The 19,388-nt window shown below is 32.5% G+C and carries 13 protein-coding genes; 8 read left to right on the top strand and 5 right to left on the bottom strand.

Features of this window, described 5'->3' with window-relative positions; genetic code table 11:
• The first annotated feature begins 234 nt into the window (after positions 1-234).
• The 7 genes from mnmE (at position 235) to NH26_RS10255 (ending at position 10,389) form a co-directional block, all read left to right on the top strand.
• Positions 235-1,614, top strand: coding sequence for a tRNA uridine-5-carboxymethylaminomethyl(34) synthesis GTPase MnmE (mnmE, locus tag NH26_RS10285; RefSeq protein WP_044229214.1), 1,380 nt, complete (start codon positions 235-237; stop codon positions 1,612-1,614).
• A 261-nt stretch (positions 1,615-1,875) separates the two neighbouring features.
• Positions 1,876-2,154 (top strand): helix-turn-helix domain-containing protein, encoded by a 279-nt coding sequence (locus NH26_RS10280; RefSeq protein WP_044229212.1) that lies wholly within the window; start codon positions 1,876-1,878, stop codon positions 2,152-2,154.
• Positions 2,154-3,386: a type II toxin-antitoxin system HipA family toxin gene (locus NH26_RS10275; protein ID WP_044229211.1), complete on the top strand. Its 1,233-nt coding sequence runs from the start codon at positions 2,154-2,156 to the stop codon at positions 3,384-3,386. The genes NH26_RS10280 and NH26_RS10275 overlap by 1 nt, the downstream gene beginning before the upstream one ends.
• A 740-nt stretch (positions 3,387-4,126) precedes the next feature.
• Entirely contained in the window at positions 4,127-5,338 is a 1,212-nt protein-coding gene (locus NH26_RS10270; protein WP_044229208.1) for a hypothetical protein, read from the top strand.
• A complete protein-coding gene (locus NH26_RS10265; protein ID WP_044229205.1) occupies positions 5,331-5,891 on the top strand; it encodes a condensin complex protein MksE in 561 nt (186 codons plus the stop codon). Before NH26_RS10270 ends, NH26_RS10265 begins: the two co-directional genes overlap by 8 nt.
• A 2-nt stretch (positions 5,892-5,893) precedes the next feature.
• Complete coding sequence (locus tag NH26_RS10260; RefSeq protein WP_044229202.1) at positions 5,894-9,538, top strand: ATP-binding protein; 3,645 nt, start codon at positions 5,894-5,896, stop codon at positions 9,536-9,538.
• Between the two features lie 41 nt (positions 9,539-9,579).
• Positions 9,580-10,389 carry a DUF7281 domain-containing protein gene (locus NH26_RS10255; RefSeq protein WP_242427317.1) on the top strand — a complete coding sequence of 270 codons (810 nt, stop codon included), beginning with the start codon at positions 9,580-9,582 and terminating at the stop codon, positions 10,387-10,389.
• A gap of 193 nt (positions 10,390-10,582) precedes the next feature.
• On the opposite strand, the gene NH26_RS10250 is transcribed toward NH26_RS10255, so the two are convergent.
• The gene (locus NH26_RS10250; RefSeq protein WP_242427351.1) at positions 10,583-12,154 is read right to left on the bottom strand and encodes a glycoside hydrolase family 38 C-terminal domain-containing protein; all 1,572 of its coding nucleotides are present in this window, start codon (positions 12,152-12,154) and stop codon (positions 10,583-10,585) included.
• 109 nt (positions 12,155-12,263) lie between these two features.
• Positions 12,264-13,868, bottom strand: coding sequence for a glycoside hydrolase family 38 N-terminal domain-containing protein (locus NH26_RS25750; RefSeq protein ID WP_044229195.1), 1,605 nt, complete (start codon positions 13,866-13,868; stop codon positions 12,264-12,266).
• Positions 13,869-14,377: 509 nt separating this feature from the next.
• Here NH26_RS25750 and NH26_RS10240 point away from each other — a divergent pair.
• On the top strand, positions 14,378-15,535 hold the full coding sequence (locus NH26_RS10240) for a DUF1624 domain-containing protein (RefSeq protein ID WP_044229192.1): 1,158 nt from the start codon (positions 14,378-14,380) through the stop codon (positions 15,533-15,535).
• A 100-nt stretch (positions 15,536-15,635) separates the two neighbouring features.
• Here the strand turns inward: NH26_RS10240 and NH26_RS10235 are convergent, their stop codons facing one another.
• The 3 genes from NH26_RS10235 to NH26_RS10225 all read right to left on the bottom strand — a co-directional run.
• On the bottom strand, positions 15,636-17,591 hold the full coding sequence (locus NH26_RS10235; protein WP_044229189.1) for a hypothetical protein: 1,956 nt from the start codon (positions 17,589-17,591) through the stop codon (positions 15,636-15,638).
• Positions 17,592-17,663: 72 nt separating this feature from the next.
• Positions 17,664-18,824, bottom strand: coding sequence for a C45 family autoproteolytic acyltransferase/hydolase (locus NH26_RS10230; RefSeq protein WP_071397144.1), 1,161 nt, complete (start codon positions 18,822-18,824; stop codon positions 17,664-17,666).
• A 216-nt stretch (positions 18,825-19,040) separates the two neighbouring features.
• Positions 19,041-19,388: linear amide C-N hydrolase (locus tag NH26_RS10225; RefSeq protein ID WP_158021924.1), on the bottom strand; the 348-nt coding region annotated here is incomplete at its 5' end.

Here is a 19,388-nt window from a genome sequence, read left to right as displayed (position 1 = left end):
GATTTAGGTTTTAAGTGAAGATATAAATTAAGTAATACATAAACTACAATTGTAGATACTATTCAATAAAATTTAACAAAGTAGACTACTCATTGAAATCAACATTGTAGCTATACTTTTATAGGTGTAGAAAGAAAAGCCTTCCAAAAGAAAAATTATACTTCATAATTCTTAATTCATCCTTTATAATTCTTAATTCCCCACTATCTTTGTATCGAATTTAAAATCAATCGAATGCATTCAACGATAGAATTAGACACTATAGTTGCGTTAGCAACAGTTCCGGGACAGTCCGCGATTCACGTAATTCGCTTATCTGGTCCTGATGCTATCAAAATTGTAAATAAAGTATTTAAAGGAAAAGACCTAGAAAAACAGGCAGGACATACGGCTCATTTTGGAACGATTCGTCAGGAAGACGGTACCATAGTGGACGAGGTTTTAGCCACTATTTTTTATGGTCCTAGATCATATACAGGCGAGAATACAGTAGAAATTTCTTGCCACGGTTCTCAGTTTATTGCAGATCAATTATTACAATTGTTCATGCAAGTGGGAGCACGCTACGCAAAGGCAGGGGAGTTTACCCAAAGAGCATTTGCCAATGGTAAGTTAGATTTGGCGCAAGCAGAAGCAGTAGCCGATTTGATTGCAGCCGATTCTCATGCTTCAAGAGATGCCGCGATGCAGCAAATGAGGGGAGGTTTCTCAAGAGATATTAAAAAATTGAGAGAGAAGCTGATTCACTTTGCTTCGATGATAGAGTTGGAATTGGACTTTTCTGAAGAAGACGTTGAGTTTGCTTCAAGAGACGATTTAAAAGAGCTTATTTATGAGTTACAAAAAGTAATTAGAGCTTTAATTGATTCTTTCTCTATGGGTAATGTCTTGAAAAATGGTGTTCCAACGGTAATTGCTGGTAAACCCAACGCAGGGAAATCGACTTTGCTCAATGCACTCTTGAATGAAGAAAAAGCCATTGTTTCTGAAGTAGCAGGTACTACTCGTGATTTTATTGAAGATGAAATCAATATTGGAGGAGTTACTTTCCGATTTGTAGATACGGCAGGGCTTCGTGAAACTCAAGATAGAGTAGAAGCAATAGGTGTACAACGTTCTTATGAGAAGATGAAAAAAGCTTCGTTAATCATGTATATGTTTGATGCAGCTAGTTCTACCATAGAAGATGTAAAAGCAGAAGTAGAAGCTTTAGAAGCGCTAGGTGTACCTTACATTTTAGTTGCCAATAAAATAGATCAGTTATCTAGTGAACTATCAAAAGAGTTTGACACATTTAACGAGCATCTTTTAAAAATTTCTGCGGATAAAGAAATCGGTATCGAAGAATTAAAAGAAAGAGCACTTCACTTGGTTAACCTTGATAAAGTACAATCAGGAAATACCATGGTGACCAACGCTAGACATTATCAATCACTTCGCGAAACCATGAAAGCATTGGATGATGTGATTAATGGTATCGACATGGAAATGACGGGTGATTTTCTTGCAATTGATATTCGATCTTCATTACATCACCTTGGAGAAATTACTGGTGAGGTTACTACAGATGATTTGTTGGAGAATATATTTAGTAAGTTCTGTATCGGTAAGTAAGTACAGAATTTATAGCATTAATGATATTGAAAAGAGGGTTTTCGCCCTCTTTTTTTGTGCTGTATTTTATAAACAGAAAATCATAAATATTTGATGAGACGAATTGAACTTTTATTTTTTCATATTATATCTAGCATTTGAGATACTTGTATAGATATGGTATTCTTTCTCTGTTTTTTTTAAATTACTTGTATTTATATGGTTAATATTTTAGCTAAAATGTGTATATTGATATCAGAATAGATAATATATTAGCTAATTATGTATAGTGTAAATAAGACTCCAAATTCTGTTTTACAAGAGATTTCTAATAAGATAAGAGCCATTCGTAAAACATATAAATATTCCCAAGAAGAATTGGCTAAGCGTTCAGGTGTTTCTTTAGGAAGCCTAAAGCGTTTTGAAAGCACGGGTAAAATTTCATTAGAATCATTGCTTCGATTAATGCATGTCTTTGGAAGATTGGAGGAATTTGATAATATCTTATTACCTCAAAAAGATATGTCTGAAATTGAGAAATTATTTAGTGATGACCTGTAATGAGAAATATAAAAAAAATAAGAGTAAACTTAAACTTTAGTCCTACTCAAAAATACCAAGTAGGTGAAATTATCAATAATAATCAATCTTATTATTTTAAATATTCTTCTTCATTTTTGTCTAAAAAGTTAGAGTTGTCTCCTTTTAAGTTACCTCTAAAAAGGGATGTTTATGATATGTCATCTTTTCCTTTTGAAGGAATTGCGGGGGTATTTAATGATTCTTTACCAGATGGTTGGGGACGTTTACTTTTAGACAGGAAATTGACAACGCAAGGAATAGATATTCATACTATTACGCCCTTGGAAAGATTGGCTTACGTAGGAGAGAGTGGTGCAGGAGCATTAACATATGAACCTGAATTTGAGAACGGGAATGAATATCAGTCCATAGAGCTGGATAAATTAGCAGATCATGCGACTCAAGTTTTAGAAGGATCTTCAGAAGATATTTTAGATGAGCTATTTGGAATGGGAGGTTCTTCTGGTGGAGCAAGACCCAAAATTAATGTATTGTTTAATCCTCAAACAACTCAATTGACAGCAAGTGTAACTCCGAAAGCAAATGATGAATTTTGGATTATCAAATTTCCGTCGTCTTATGACGTTAAGGATATAGCACATATAGAATATGCTTATTATTTAATGGCTACTGCCTGTGGAATTGAAATGAGTACTAGTCAACTGTTTTATGGTGCTACAGGAAAAGCCTATTTTGGTACAAAGCGATTCGATCGATTAGACAATCAAAAAAGGCTACATATGCATACGGCAAGTGGGATAATGCATGATAATTTTCGATTAAGTAATATGGATTATGGTCATTTGTTAGATTGTGCATTTCAATTGGAAAAAAGTATTGAAGCTTATGAAAATATTTTTCGATTAGCATGTTTCAATGTGTTTACTCACAATCGTGATGACCATAGTAAAAACTTCTCATTTCTTATGGATAGCAATGGTAATTGGAAGTTCTCGCCTGCTTATGATTTGACTTATTCTTCTTCATCGCATGGTTTTCATTCAACAACAATTGCAGGAGAAAGTCAATCACCGAATACTAAACACTTAATGGAATTAGCCAACCATTTTGGTATTAAAAACGGGAGAGAAATAATAGATCAAGTAAAGTCTACAGTTAGCAATTGGAAAGACTTTGCCGATAACGCTAATGTAACTAATAGTTCAAAACAGATGATTTCAAATGCGATTGAAAAGTTAGTAAGTAAATAAAAAAGATCTTTTTTAAGAACTGTTACTAGAGATATTGAGTATTAAATAAGTTTAGGAATATTGGTGAAATCTTTTGAAGGTATGAGGAATAAGAATATTGTATTGAAGTAGAGTTACAATGCACTGCGACTTTATAAGAATGATGAAATGAAGAGGTTCTAAAATCTTATTTTTTGATAGCACTTATTTTATGATTAGATTTATTTGTATTTTAATTGGCAAACATGAGTAATTAAACTTCTTCACAACAGCATAATTTCTATTCAGAAATAAAGAATATTTTATCTACAGCTAAAAATAAAATATATTCAGTTGTAAATTCAGCTATGGTTGGGGCTTATTGGTAAACGTATTGTGGAAGAAGAGTAAAAAAGAAAAGTTAAAGCAAACTATGGAACCTTCTTGATAAAGGAATTATCAAAACAATTGCCAGATGAGTTTGGAAAGGGCTGTTCAATAAGAGATTTGATATATTTTAGATAATTTTATCTCCTTTTTCCTGATTTTCAAATTGAGCACATACTGTATAAACAATTAATTAGGAGCCATTATAAATAACTTTTATTACTTAAAAAGAAATGAAGAAGCTAACCTAACAATAGGAATTCTCTAATGTGCAGATACAGATTAAACTATTGCTAAATATTCTGTACTTAATGATAATCAACAGTTATTCGTAACTTACTTACCGAGTGAAGAGGAATTGAGAATTGAAATTGAAAGACTAAAATGAAATTAATATGTACCACTTCCAAGACATATCAGAAATCATAGGCACCCTCAATGAGGGCAAAAAGCTTATTGATGAGATCTTTAAAAATCGTAAACGTTATGATTATGAATACGAACAGGCGTTAGAACTTTTAGGTGAAGGAGGGGAGATTAAAATTCAACGTTTAATAGATAAGGAAATTTTAAAAGAAAATGGACAGTACCTTGAAATAGAAGATCAATTTCTTTTCTTTTTTGAGGAGTTGATGCAGGTGAATGAAACCATCAATATTTCCTCTTTTAATGAGCATATAAAAATTATAAAGGAGAATATTGATTATTTCTCAAAGGAGAATATTCAACAAAGAAAGCAACGTTATTTCAAATTAATCAAAAAAGATTTAAGTAGAATTGGTAAAATCTGTTCGAGGAATATTGATGATCTGATTAGAAATATTGATACTACTTTTAAGACGGAAGAAAACTATCAGATTAAATTAAAGAAGCTCGAAAACTTTAAAGGAAAAACGGAAGAAATTCAGAATTTAATCGCTCAATCAAGATATTTGATTGATAAAGAAGAGGTATCCTTTTTTGTACTTTCTGCTGATGAAGAATTACAAACAATAGTTGTAGAATTAAAAAAAGAATTCAATTCTGCAAATCATAACCTTGTCGAAATACAAAGGCAATTACTTCAATATATTAATCAGGTAAGACATAATTCTCAAGTGGTAGAGAAAGTCAAGCAACTGAAATTATTGATGGATCAGGTGGAGTTGGAAGCTCAAACTAATATCAAAGAAGTACTCAATAAAAGGAAGGAAGTACTTTTTGAGAAAAGGAAAACGTATCCATTGAAGTTGGATTTGGATATTCTCGAAGAGGACGAAGTGTATCAATTGATTTTAGAGATTAATCAAAATCAAAAAAATAAAGAGCGTAAAAAAGTACCTTCAGCAGAAGCCATTGATGTCAACCTTTTAAGCCAACAAACTGAAAGTGTCTATTTTATCAATCATGAAGAAGTGAAACGAAGTTTTTTAGCACAGGGGAATGATCTATTTAATTTTGTATTTCATTATGAATTTCCTTTTAAAGTATCTTATATAGAATTGGTTGGATGCTATTATAAGATCATCAATTACTATAGCAATGAGATTGAGATTACAGATGATAAAATAAGATACAAAGACCGATATTTTGCGAAAGTGTACCCTAAAAGAAAGAAATATGCCTAGAGAAAACTATAACAAACAAATCTTTGAAATCCTGAGTAAAGGACATTTTATTTCCTCTAATTCTATCAACCCTACACAAAAAAAACTATATCAATATTTAGAAAATGAGAAGGAGGCGGTACAGGATTATTTTGATCAGATCGGTTTTTATTTAGTGGAAGGGAAGGACTGTTTTTATTTTAGTAGAGAGGAGGAAAAGAATACACTGAAAAGTAAACTGGAAAGGGCAATGAGATGGATCAGTATTCTTGATTTTTTTAAGTCGTATGATGAATCTTTTGGAGTAGGTACTCAAATTACCCCTTCAGAAATTTCTTCTGTTATTGGGGTAAATCAGAACTTGAAAAATAAACTCAATTTATTAAAAAGGATCACTAAAAAAGAGAAGTACGATGAGAGTGTAAATGAACTTTTTGAGATCTTAAAGAAGGAAGGTTTTGTGGAGGTGATTAATGACCTTTCTATGACTTACAAAGTATTGAATTCTTTTTCTTACCTCGAAGAATTGATCTTGAGTATTGATATTGAAGAACCAACAACAAACGAAAACTAAACATGAGAACCCTCAATAAAGTTATATTAATTCATTGTGCGAATATTCCTTATGCAGAAATAGAATTGGACAGCAATTGCCACTTTGGAGGTACACAAGGTGTGGGGAAAAGTACAATTCTTAGAACATTATTATTCTTCTATAATGCAGACACCAAAAAGCTGGGAATTAAAAGGGAACAAACCCGTTTTGTTGATTGGTATTTGAAGAATGATAATTCTTATATCATTTATGAGGTAGCAACAGAGAGGGGAAGTTTTTGTGTAGTGCTGTTTCGTGCTCAGTCTAAAGTACAATTTCGATTCTTTGATAGTCGTTTTGAAAAGCGATTTTTTATGACAGAGAATGGGGAAGTTTTCAATCATTGGAATCAGATCAGAGGGGTATTAGATAAAGAGGGAATTGGACTTTCAAAGGTGATTGATAATTATACTACTTATCGTGATATCATTTATGGTGCACAACAGAATCAAAGGGAATTTAAAAAGTACAATTTACTAGAAACTAAGCAATACGGTACTATCTATAAAACGATTCAAAGTGTATATCTCAATGCGGATGTTTCGGCAGATGATATTCAGAAAATTATTATTGATTCATTGGATAGTGAGGAAAAGTACATTGATCTGAATACTTACAGTCATCACTTATCTGATTTTGAAGAACAATTGAATGATATTGATGAATATAAAAAGGAAAAAAATGTAAAAACATTAGAACAGTCTTTTGAGGTTTTACTCGAATTAGATGATATGGATAGTCAGTTGTATTCTTTGTACAATCAGTTGTACAGCAGAGAAAAGTGGCTGAATAATCAATTGCCTGCTTTAAAAGATAATGCAGATCTACTTTCTCAAGATGAGGTGAAGTTGAGTGATAAAATAGATCATGAAAAGTCATTGCATTCTAAAAGGAAAGAAACGATTACTTCAAAAATCAGTGTTTTAAGGGATAATCTTAAAAAGGCAAGAGAAAAGAAAAAGTATTATCAATCTCAAAATATTCATGAGGTCGAACGTCGAGTAAAAGAGCGTCCTAGTATTGAAATCAAACTTAAAAATCTTGAATCAGAAGAGTCCTCGCTCACTAGTCAATATCAAGATATAGAAGTAAAATACAAGTCACTACAAGCTCAAAAGGAAGCAGAACAATCAGTATTTATTCAACAGAAAGAGGCTTTGAAAGGTGAGTTGAAAGATAAATTAATTGAGCAGGAGAGAGGATTGAATCAAGAGTACGAACAATTATTTGATCAGTTGGACGAGATCAACACTGATAAAAGAATAGGATTACAAGAGCACTTTTCTATTATTCAAAACAACAATTCGGAGAAGCAAATTGAAATTAATGAGTGTAGAAACAAGCAATTTTATCAATCCGAAATTGAAGGAGTAAAGACTTTACTTCAGAAAGGAATAGCGGAAACTACAGCGTTGGAACAAGAGGTGCAGAAGTCTGAACAGGAAATAGAGGGACATCGTAAAAGTTGGAAGCATGAATTAGAAATCTATCAAAAAGAGATTGAAAATGGACGAGCTAATTTAAATCAGCGTTTTGAGAAATTGACTCAAACGAAAAAGGGTTTAGAAGGTAAAATTCAAAAATACAATCACACACTTTTGGCTTGGCTGACGAATAATAAAAAAGATTGGTCAGACAATATCGGTAAGGTCATCGATCAAGATTTATTATTTCATGATGAGCTCAATCCTCAATTATTGGATAAGTTAGCCACTTCATTTTATGGAATGGGTATTGATTTGAAAAGTATTGAAGGAAGATCTTTTTCACTGTCACTATTGGAGGAACAGTTGAAAGGTACTTTAAGTGAAATTGAAAAAGTGAGGAAGGAGTCGAGTGAATTAGATCAAGGATTAATTAAGAAAGAACAAAGCCTAAAGAAAAAATATCAACCTCAAATCAACAAGTTGAAATCCTTTGTAGAGGTGTCCAAAAATACGATAAAGAAGAATAAAAAAGAGAAGGAACACCAAGAAGTTTTAATAGAGGAATGGTTAGATAAAGGACAAAAAGAAAAGGATTTACAATTATCTCAGCTTAATACAGCCTTAAATAGTATTCAGCTTCAGCTGGAAGATTTAAAACAACAATTAAGTTCGTTTGAGGCAGGTGTAAAACAACAGAAAGAGGTCAAGCGTAAAGAAAAAACAAGACGTTTGAATCAGTATAAAAAGGAATTTCAAGAGAAAGAAAATTCAATACGATCAGTAATTGAAAACTATAAACAGGAAATCCAAAAAGCAATTGAAGTACTGATTGAGCAGAAAAATGAGGAGCTCTCTGGAAAAGGAGTGGATAAACAGCACCTTGAAAAACTGTCGCTTCAAATTAAAAACTATAAAGCCGAGTTAGACTATATTCAACAACATCAGAAATTGGTTTTTGAATACGATAAAGACAAGCGTGAGTTGATCGACAAGCAGAAAACATTCGAAAATGAGGTGCTTCATGAGGAAGAAAAGCTCAATAATTTGGTGGCTGAATTTACTATTGCTCTGAATGTTTTAGAAGAGAAGCATAAAGAAGTAAAACAACAGCTTTTCAAGATCAATCAATCTATCCAAACTTATGCAACTGAACTCAAGGTTTATGCTGAACAGAAAGGCGATGATAAACTGATTGCTTTGGAAGAGTATGCTACAACTGTCACTTCATTGGAAGGGGATTTGACTTTTGATGAATTACATCGTAAAGTCTATCAGACTTTTGATGCTTTGGAAGAAAAGAAAAACACGCTTTATACAAAACTAAAAAATTATTTAGGGAAGTTTTCGATCAACTCAGTGCTTAAATTCCCGTCTGTAGAGGAGTTAGAAAACAAAGGTGTAAGAGAAATAGGTGAGAGGCTGAAAGAGTTTGTGCGTGAGGATAAGATTTCAGAAATAGAGAAGATATTTAATGAACGGTTTGCTAATATCATCAATATTTTTGGTACAGAAACGCAAGACCTTTTAAAGAAAACGGCTGAGATAGATCAAGTCATTAAAAAGATCAATAAGGATTTTAAGTTGAAGAACTTTGTTAGTGCAGTTACAAATATTGAGCTTAAATTGGAGGAAAGTAGAAATTCAATTATCAGTGTTTTGAAGAGAATCAAGGAGTTTCAGGAAGAGAATAATAGTTCTTTGGGTGTGGCGAATCTTTTTACTCTAAACAAAGATTTGAATAAAATCAATAGGAATGCTGTTAAACTGTTGAAGTATTTGAAAGATGAAATAGGAAAATCAAAAACAGGGAAACTATTACTTTCAGATACCATTCATATTTTATTTAAAATAGAAGAGAACGGTAACGATACGGGCTGGATAGAGAAATTGAGAAATGTTGGTTCTGAAGGAACTGATATCTTGGTGAAAGCGATGCTGAATATTATGTTATTGAATGTATTTAAAAAAGGAGCATCTCGAAAGTTTGATGATTTTAAGTTACATATCATTATGGATGAGATTGGAAAGTTACACTCTACCAATGTTCAAGGTTTACTTCGATTTGCAAACGAAAGAAATATCATAGTATTGAATGGTTCTCCTGAAACAAATAATCAATTGGATTATGGACATATTTATCATTTAGAGAAAGGGAATGGACATAAAACAATGGTAAAACAGATTATTTCTAAAGTATAATGAAGTTATCAAAAGGAAAAGCAGAAAAGCTTCTTCAGTTAATGGAAGGTCAAGAAATATTAGGAAGTCAATTAAAAGGAAATGAGATTGATTTGATGGTGCAGGATGGAATTTTACAAAGAAAACTTCAAGGTAGATCAAGAATAAAAGTAATTTGTAATGATCCCTCAAGATTAGAATTTTATTTAAAAAACCAGTTTGGAATTAATAATTTATCATCTTATTTAGAAAATTTAGAGCTAGGTGGAAGTAGAAGAGAGAATATTAAAACATCTTCTGATTCCAAAGCAAAGAAAGTGAGAACCTTCAAAGGCTTCTTAGTGAATTGTTATGATTCTATTCCTGCTATTTTGAATGATAACCAATTGATTATTCAACCATTTTTAGGGAGTTTTACTTTTATATGTGATTTCGAAAATTTTAAAATTGATAAAAACATAGTTATTGTAGGAGTAGAAAATGCGGAAAATTTCCGATTTATTGAGCATCAAAAATATTTATTTAAGGGACAAAAAGTCCTATTTGTTAGTCGCTATCCACAATCAAAAGATTTGATAAAATGGTTGCAATCTATTCCAAACCAATATATTCATTTCGGTGATTTTGATTTTGAAGGGATAGGTATTTACCTCAATGAATATCAACAGTATTTAGGAGAACGTGCCACTTTTTTTATCCCACAAAATATAGAGGGTTTGATTAAAAAATATGGAAGTAAAGATTTATATAATCTTCAACTAGATAGAAGGAAATTGATATTTGAGGACGATAATATAGATAATTTACTAGCAATTTTTCATCAGTACAAAAAATGTTTGGAACAGGAAATTTTGATTGGAAATGAATTTTGAAAATATACTGTAAATAATCCCCTCCTCAGATTATAGTAAGTTTTTATACCGATAAAGTTGGTAGGGAATAAATTACGTCTTTACAGAGTTAAGTGATCTTTCAAGAAAAACCATTAAATAAAAAATCAGCTATGAAAAAGATTCGATAGCTGATTTTAAAAACATAATATCAAAGGAATACATCACTTATTCATCATTCTAATGATTTATCACTTTTACTTTGTGGAGATAAGATGATTGTCTTTATCTCAAAAGGAGCAAAAGTGAGTGAATAACTGTTTTCTTTCATAACTTGAGCAAAACGTTCACCTTCATTCATATTGGAGGCAAACATATCCATTGGTTGTTGACCATTTATTTTTAGTTGACAAACCGTTGCTTTTTGACTTGTTTCATAAAGTCGAATCACAATATCTTCTCCCTCTTCAGACTGCTTGATAGTTTGTAAAACAATGTTTTCAGGTAAACCTGTGATGAAGGTATTGCTAGCCTCTTTACCTTGTTGTTTTTTCATGGGTTGGAGAAGTAAGTTAGTATTGAATGTTTTTGCTGTTTGTATCACTTTCCCTTCCTTTAAATTGCCTTGATGTGGCAATACAGCATAAGAAAAATGTTCGCCCCCAAGATCACCGGAAGCATCCTTACCCCAAGCCACATTTTCTAGTTCTGCATAACTGTGTTTTCTCTGTCCGTAGCTCATTACTAAACGAATGCCACCTTCTTTTAGATTATATCCATATCGAGTGTTATCAATCATGGCAAACCCATAATTGTTGTCCGAAACATCTGCCCATTGATGTACACAAGTAGGCATTTCTAATGAATCTGTTTCAAGAAATTTTCCACGTCCAACAGGCATATATCCCCATTGAATCCCATGGTTAGCTGTATCTGTTTTTATTGAAAGAGGAAAGTCAACTTCTAATCGATCGATCTCATTCCAATCCAATTCTGTTTCGAAAGTGAGAAGCTTGCTACCTTTCTTTAAAGAAATAAATTGTTGTATTGCCGATTTTTCATAGGTTCTATTGATGGCAAACCCACTACTCAATTTTCCTTTTTGATAATTCTTAAAACTAGCCTTTGAATTAATCACTATTGGTCCTTTTTCGTTTTCATGTGGACGAACAAGCATTTGATTTTGCACCTTTCCTGTTGGAACCATTTCCTTTTGAAATTCCTTGTCGTAGTAACTAGTGATTTCTCCTAAAGCGTTGAAGGTTACTTTTACAAGATCATTTTCTAAGACCTTTTTACTAGCAATGATTTCTTTTTGATTAGAAGAGGGTTTTTCACCGATGACCCAATATAATTTTGCAAAACTCATGGGTTGTATTTCTGGTATATCAATAATAATTTGTCCTTGATTTAAAACCTCATAAGCCACCTCTTGTTGCTTTTCGTCTATCAATTTCCACTTTGCATTTCCAGTATATCCAAGAGAAATTACCCCATTTTGTGTAATTCCAGAGGGGTTAAAAACCAAGAGACCTTCTTTTTCCATGGGTATTTGTTTTTCTAAATGCTCCCATGCATCGTTACGTAATTTTTCTACTTGTTCATTAATCCTACTTAAACTTTCATTTGTTTTGATCATGACCTCAGGTACTGCCATTCCTGTAATAATATCATGGAAGTGATAAAGCAACAATTCTTTCCATAAGTTAGTCAGCTGCTCTTTAGGATAGGTATAGCCAGATTGACTTGCCCAAACAGATAAAGCTTCTGCTTCGCGTAATAATTGCTCGGCCTTTCGGTTTTTCATCTTGATACCGTTGGCCATCATAAACGTACGCTGTATCCATCTTCTAGGAAGAATACTTTGGTTATATTCAGCAAAATTATCTTTGACTTTTACCTGTTCTTGGATATAGTCATACATGTTTGACCATTCTATCTTTGGAATAGAAGGAAGTGTCTTCACAAGGCGAGTCAATTCCAATTGATCTTCGGTTCCGCCACCTCCACCATCGCCCCAGCCAATAAGTTTTGTTGGTAGCTTCAGCATCTTTAAAACGTTCCCAAGTACCCACTAGACGTCGAGGCCCAGGATCTGGAGCATTGTATGTTGTAATTAACTCGGGGTTTTTAATTCTATTGCCATGTACTTTACCAATATATGGATATTCCCAAGCCGGAGTAGTTAATGCATTTACTAAGATTTCAGAGCCATCAATACCTTTCCATTGGTAAATACTATGATCAATTTTTGGTGTATTTACTCTCATAGCTATCAAATGATTAATCCCAAAACCATTAGCTACTTGAGGTAAAAACGGTGGATATCCAAAAGTATCAGGAAGAAAAAGTACGGGATTTTTTAATCCTAAATCTTCACGGAAAATACTCAAACCATATAAGAAATTACGCACAATACTTTCCCCTCCCGGTAGGTTCATATCAGGCTCAGCATATGTAGTACCATTGGCTAACCATTGCCCTTCCTTTATTTTTTCTAATACTCTAGCATAAAGTTCAGGGTAGAGTTCTTTCATACGTTCATAATGGTAAGGCATTGTGAACATGTATTTGTATTCTGGGTACCTATCCATCAAATACAAGTTATTCATTACGAGCCTTTGTATTTTTCCATCTGTTTGCTCTAAAGTCCAACGCCAAGCACTATCAAGATGACCGTGCATTAGCATGTATAGTGTCACTTGATGATCAGCCATCGCAACAATCTTCTGAAACTCTTCTTGAAGCTTCGGTAGGTATTCTTTCAATTGTAGATCGAACAAGACTGTTCCTTCAATATCAAGGTCAACATTAGCCATAATCTGATCGGCAAGCTGACGGATTTCCTTATAACCATTATCGCCTTCTTTTAGAATACTAGCTGCTTCGATTAATACTCTGAGGTACCAATACAGTTGGTCTATTTCTGGATTTCTCTCTACAATACTAATTTCTTTATATCCCCTTGGTTTGTGAAATACGCCAAAGCTTTTTAAACACACCGATTCTACAGTATCGCCAGACATTAATTGATCTAAAGACCAATAAAAATGTTGCCTTAGAAGTGAGGCTTTAGCTTTTCCATTGATATAAATAGTGGTCTCAGGCCAACCCACTAAGCTCATTTCTATTGGTTTTAAACAAAAGAAACGTTCCTTTCCGTTGCTTTTCGGAAGTTCAGGAATAGTGAACCAATAGGAATTTGTAGTGTGCCTGTCTCCTGACATAAAAGAAGCAGGCACCTTTTGAATTTCTTCTTTTTCTGCTTGGATAAATTCGTTTCCTTCTTTCCAGTTATCTTCATAATAAACACTGTCAGCTTTCCATATAACATTATGTCTAAGTTGACTGAGTCTATATAAATACAATACCTCATGTGATTTAAAAAAAGGGTAGGGCATCACATGACCATCTAAAGCCATATGCCCACCTTCTAGTGCTAGATGATCTCCTTCAGCGGCAGCTTCTATATATTTTAACCTTTCGGATGATATTTTATTAAAATCTGTTTGACCAGCCACTAAGGTGGTTATAAATCAGAGTGATATTGTAATTATTGTATTTTTCATAAATACAATGTAGAAGCACTTTTATTGATAGGTCTTCGTTTTTTAAAAACAACAGAAATTTAAGCTGGTTTTAATGAGTTATTATCGTGGTAGTATTTCAGTAAAAAAAGAAAATTATAAAAAGTGATTTTAAAGGTATCTTGAGTAGCTTTTAATAGCAAATTTGAAATTTTTTCATTTTTTTTAAATATATATAAAATAGTAATGCTATCTGTAATATACTTACTATCAATAAGAGAGTAGACAATAGAAGGTAATTACTTGATCTATATTTTCGTTTTAATAGATCAGTTATAAATAATTTGTACACTCAATCTATTTTGTCATAAATGTTACTTCTATGATTTTCAAAAATCAACTTTTACTATTTGTAATTGTTAGACAAATTTAGCGGTGCTAAAGTAGATTATTTTAGAGCTATCCATCATTATTGCAACATTGTCGCATTATAAAATGATTTTATGAAAGAACCTCAGAGAGAAACTATAAAAACATCTAGAATATATTCTATTGATATACTTAGGGGAGTAGTCATGCTAATTATGTTATTAGACCATGTGAGAGAAAGGTTTTTCTATCATGTAACAGTAACAGATCCCATCAATATTGAAGAGGTAAGTACGGCGTTATTTTTCACTAGGGAATTGGCTCACTTATGTGCTCCTATTTTTGTTTTTCTCACAGGGTTATCAGCCTGGTTGTATGCATACCCTAAAGGAAAGCCCTCTCGGTCTGCAAGTAGTTTTTTATTTAAAAGAGGCCTATTCATTCTTTTAGTAGAAGTAACACTCATCAATTTTTCTTGGTACGGCGAATACAAAATTCTATTCTTACAAGTGATGTGGGCCATTGGTATTAGTATGATTTGCCTTTCATTTATGTGCAAGCTACCTCACAAATGGATTGGTGTAATAGGCTTAATAATTGTTTTTGGACATAATACATTGATCGATTTTATTTTAACTCCAAATGATTGGGGTTTTACCCTTTGGACTATTTTATACCAAAGAGGATATATTTATTCTAGTGATTTATTATCAATAAAAGCATCCTACCCAGTATTACCTTGGATTGGGGTAATATTAACTGGTTACTTTACAGGACCTCTTTTCAGTGATAAGTTTACAAAGGAAAGGAGAAAAAATATATTGATGTTGATTGGGTGCTGTTGCTTGAGTTTACTTATAATTTTGAGAGGTTTTAATATCTATGGTGAGGCTTTACCTTGGGAGCAGAAAGATACTTTTATTTCATCATTCATGTCATTTATTAACTTCAAAAAGTATCCACCGTCTTTAGATTTTTTACTTTTAACCATTGGAATAGGAATGTTCTTATTGGCCTTTTTTGAAACGGTGCAAAACCGTTGTACCACTTTTTTGAAGACGTATGGTTCTGCACCAATGTTCTTTTACATTTTCCATTTATACCTACTTCTATTTTTATATAAAGGGAGTGTTTATTTGTTTGGAACCACACAAGTAGAGTACTTTGGATTTGATCATTTATGGCAGATTTGGCTTTGCACCATAATACTATCTATTGTATTATATTTTCCTACTAAAGCGTTTTCAAATTATAAGATAAAGAGTAAATCTAGATGGCTAAAATACTTGTAGAATAAGACTGAAGTTGATGTTGACTAAATAAGGAAGGGCCCAATAAAAAATATTTTATCGAGCCCTCATGTTTGGATGCACTTTACCTTATGATCAAATACTACTGATGTTCTAACACAATTGATACTGAACTAAAATTATTAGCCACTTTCACATCTTGATAAGCAGAGTTGTATAAAATCAACGAAATAACTAATGTAACTCTATCTTCTGTGATCGTACTTTCAAAAATTCCTGTATTAATTACTGCATCAATAATACCTTGAACTATATTTTCTGAACCAATATTTTGAGCGTTTGTCAAGACATTTGCAATCAATTGACTAATATTTTCGTGGTTAATGTTTTCTTGGATGATATCTAAATCCATCACTTTTGCAGCAATAAAATCACCAATTTTTTTAGTATTGATTGAATTGATCTCTACCATCAAAGGAAATAGAATACTGTATACATTCTCTTCTGAAAGAAGTTGTGTTAGCGTTGAATTTAACGTTTTGGCAATTTTAAATGATAAGTAACCTGCGTCTACATCCATCAACAAAAGCGTTAACTTTGAAGCGATAAACTCTTGAACTTCTGGAGCAACATACTGCCCGATAGTTGTGATTAATGCTGTTACTTTAGGTGCAACAGTTTCGGCAGGGATATTTTGTAAACCTTTAATTCCCGATACAATTGTTGATTGAATAAACTGTTCAGATAAAAACTCATTTTTGATGAGTGTACTTATTTGAGAAGTGGTTTTTTCAGCACCTCCATTTAATGAGATAATAGGTTTTGCTGCAATAAATGAAGTTTTCAGAGTAGATGATATTTTATCGTAATCTGGATTTAAGTTAACTTCTTTGAAGATATCATTGACACGATCAACCACACCTTTTATTGCTTCTGTAGCCTCATTGGCTAAAGACCCCATGTTTAGTATTGAAGTATCTTCAATTTTTTGAACGAAAGGAAGAAGTATACTATAAATGTTTTCTTCGTTAACCCAATTATCTTCTATCACTTGAGTGAATGAATGGGCAATACTTTGGATGTCTTCTTCTTGAATTTCACCAAAAGAATTCCAAGCATTTTCTACTAATGCATTAATATTTTCTTCTGATAATATGTTACCGATCAATTGAAGAATACCATTTGAAATAACTTGAGCACTTTCTTCTGGAGAAGTAGCTATTTGCTCTGTATAAGGTAATAATAATTGATAAAGCTGATCTGTACTTAATTGTTGTTCAACTAAATTAGCGATTTTAATACTTATATTTTGAGAAACTTTATCCGCATCAAAATCTAATATTTTATCTAATTCTTGTTTTACAATTTCTGATATTTTTTGATCGATCTGAAGGCTTTCTAAATACTTAAACAGTTCTTCAGAAAGATATTGAGCGGTTTCTTCTGGAGATAAAGTATCAATAAATTCAGCTTTACCAGATAACCAATTTGCAATGGCATCATTGATAATACCTTGAATAGTTTTATTGTGATAAAGCAACGTAGTAATTAATCCTCCAATTTTTTCAGGAGTACGATTGGCTGCATATTTCACCAATTTATTATTGGCCTTTTCAATTAATTTTGAAGCATCATTTTCATTCACCGTTAAGGTGAAGTGTTGCAGTTCTGGATTGTAATTGTATTTATAATTTAACTTAATAGCATCGTTAGAAATTCGGATGGTACGATCATTAATTATGAAATAATTTCCGATCTCTTCGCTGATAAAATTATTAAACTCAGAGGCCTTAAGAATTTCTCTTTTTGGCGTGAATTCATGAGTAGAATTATCAATAACATCAAAAGGCATATCATTTGAATCATAATTTCCTTGAGCGGTTTTAAACTGAGATGTATTCCATAATACGGGAGGAGGGACATCATCATTTTTTGTCTCAATTTGAAAATTATTTAGGTACCATTTATGAGCATGTAACGTAGATTCTATAGAACTAACTTGGTCAATAACTGGATCTATTGGTTGTTCACATCCAATTAAAATAGCTAACAATGTAAGAAGTAAGGCCGGGTATTTATGAAAAGTAAAAGTGTGCATCCTATTATATTTTTAAAGTTTAGAAAATACTCTTACGAGTCTACAAAAGACCCGTAAGAGGGGGTGAAATGATTAAGCGAATAATTCTTTTAAGTTAATTTCTGTCCAATCAGCGAAATACTCAGGAACAGGAATTTTCAAGTAAACTTTTTGAGCATTAATATCAAAAACTGTTTGGTAGTTGGTGATGTCTGCATCCTGTAAAGCAGGTTTAGTACAGCCACCATTTTCTTTGAAAGAACCGTCTTCGTTAAATAATCTGATATCCATTAAATCTTTAGTTAACTGAGCATCCATTTGTCCTTTATTGTCAGCTAAATGTTCCGTCATATTTGCATGACGTCTTAGAGAGTTACTCACTGTTTCTCTTGAACCTAATCCCCAAGTTTCACCCAGAAATGAGTTGACCACGGTAATAGAATCATTAGAAGGTGTTCTCAATCTACTTCCGTTTAATGAAGAACATTCCATTGAAGCAGCACTGTGACTATCTGCAATAGTGAAAATGGCAGAAGTACTGTTATTTGTTCCGTTAAATCTTGCTTTGAAAGTATCCAAATCAGCAGATTCACTCAACATATCTGTAAGGGTATTTAGGATAGAAGGTCTTTCTAAAAAGACTAAAGAACCACCCATACTTGTACCGTCATGTAAATCGATATATACTCCTTTTTCATTCATGGCAGTAAACGCACAATACATACCTGCCCATCCTGTAGTGGCCATTTTGTAAGAACCGTCCGTAGGTTTTCTTACCGTCAATACTGTAGGGAATTTATTGAATGCAGGGCTCCAGTCCATATTACGACCAATATACATTTCACCATCTTTTGACTGCTCTCCCCAAGAAGCAATAGAAGTACAACCGGCAAATGAATGAAGTTTTTCATGGTAGATTCCGTATTCCATAACTTGATCCAACATCACAACTTTGCTTAACGACCAACCGGTACCTAAAGAGACGCCTTCATAAAATTGTTTTGTTCTTAAAGAACCTGTACCATATGCTCTATTTTTCCAGAATTGAATATCTTTTTCAGTAAGTTCACCAGCTTTTACTAGAGGTGCGATAAGTACATCATAGGCCTTTTGCATTTCTTCGATCATCAAAGCACCATATTGTTCTCCCATCTCTATTGTAGAACCTGTAATAACTGGAATTAAGAATCCATTTGCTTCATATAATTTACCTAAGCTATATTCTTTTACTAAGTTTAATTCTTGATTTTTCATGGTATTAAATTTTTATTTTTTAGTGAATTATTTTTTGATAACGATACAAATATCAGCGTTTTATAAGCGAATGATTTGTACAAAATGTTTAAGGATTTATATGAAATCGTTAATCTGATATTATTCATTCTTTTTACACCAAGTATTTGTAAAAAGTGTATATACTTGAGTCCTTTTAGTAGCAATACCCGAGGACTCAAGTACACACTAGATTGATTATTTAGTCATGAATTTGAAAGGTTGTGCTACTTCAAAATGAGCAGAAGCATCTCCAGAATAATTGATGTCAGTATCACAATCTAATTGTTTCACATCAACACCTTCATTGAAGTCAACTTCGTTAAGATCAACATAGAAAACAGAAGGACGTAATGAAGAATCAAAGTAATATCTGTTTGTTTGGTTGTCTGCAATTGTTCTCCAAAGCGTAGCAGAGATATTTGGATGGTCTTCGTCCGCCATTCCAAGAGGTACACCAATAGATCTCATTTGTGAAAATACAGAAGCCGTAGCTAGATCTTTATCAGTATATTGAGGAGAAGATTTTAATGCATAGTTTAAGCG

Source organism: Flammeovirga pacifica (genome assembly GCF_000807855.2).
Lineage (GTDB): Bacteria > Bacteroidota > Bacteroidia > Cytophagales > Flammeovirgaceae > Flammeovirga > Flammeovirga pacifica.
This window is presented reverse-complemented; position numbering and strand designations above follow the sequence as displayed.

What these genes read in the sequence shown, in the direction of transcription:
- mnmE (WP_044229214.1), top strand. Translation starts at nt 235, where the DNA reads ATGCATTCAACGATAGAATTAGACACTATAGTTGCGTTAGCAACAGTT.
- NH26_RS10280 (WP_044229212.1), top strand. Translation starts at nt 1,876, where the DNA reads ATGTATAGTGTAAATAAGACTCCAAATTCTGTTTTACAAGAGATTTCT.
- NH26_RS10275 (WP_044229211.1), top strand. Translation starts at nt 2,154, where the DNA reads ATGAGAAATATAAAAAAAATAAGAGTAAACTTAAACTTTAGTCCTACT.
- NH26_RS10270 (WP_044229208.1), top strand. Translation starts at nt 4,127, where the DNA reads ATGTACCACTTCCAAGACATATCAGAAATCATAGGCACCCTCAATGAG.
- NH26_RS10265 (WP_044229205.1), top strand. Translation starts at nt 5,331, where the DNA reads ATGCCTAGAGAAAACTATAACAAACAAATCTTTGAAATCCTGAGTAAA.
- NH26_RS10260 (WP_044229202.1), top strand. Translation starts at nt 5,894, where the DNA reads ATGAGAACCCTCAATAAAGTTATATTAATTCATTGTGCGAATATTCCT.
- NH26_RS10255 (WP_242427317.1), top strand. Translation starts at nt 9,580, where the DNA reads ATGGAAGGTCAAGAAATATTAGGAAGTCAATTAAAAGGAAATGAGATT.
- NH26_RS10250 (WP_242427351.1), bottom strand. Translation starts at nt 12,154, where the DNA reads ATGAAAAACCGAAAGGCCGAGCAATTATTACGCGAAGCAGAAGCTTTA.
- NH26_RS10240 (WP_044229192.1), top strand. Translation starts at nt 14,378, where the DNA reads ATGAAAGAACCTCAGAGAGAAACTATAAAAACATCTAGAATATATTCT.
- NH26_RS10235 (WP_044229189.1), bottom strand. Translation starts at nt 17,591, where the DNA reads ATGCACACTTTTACTTTTCATAAATACCCGGCCTTACTTCTTACATTG.
- NH26_RS10230 (WP_071397144.1), bottom strand. Translation starts at nt 18,824, where the DNA reads ATGAAAAATCAAGAATTAAACTTAGTAAAAGAATATAGCTTAGGTAAA.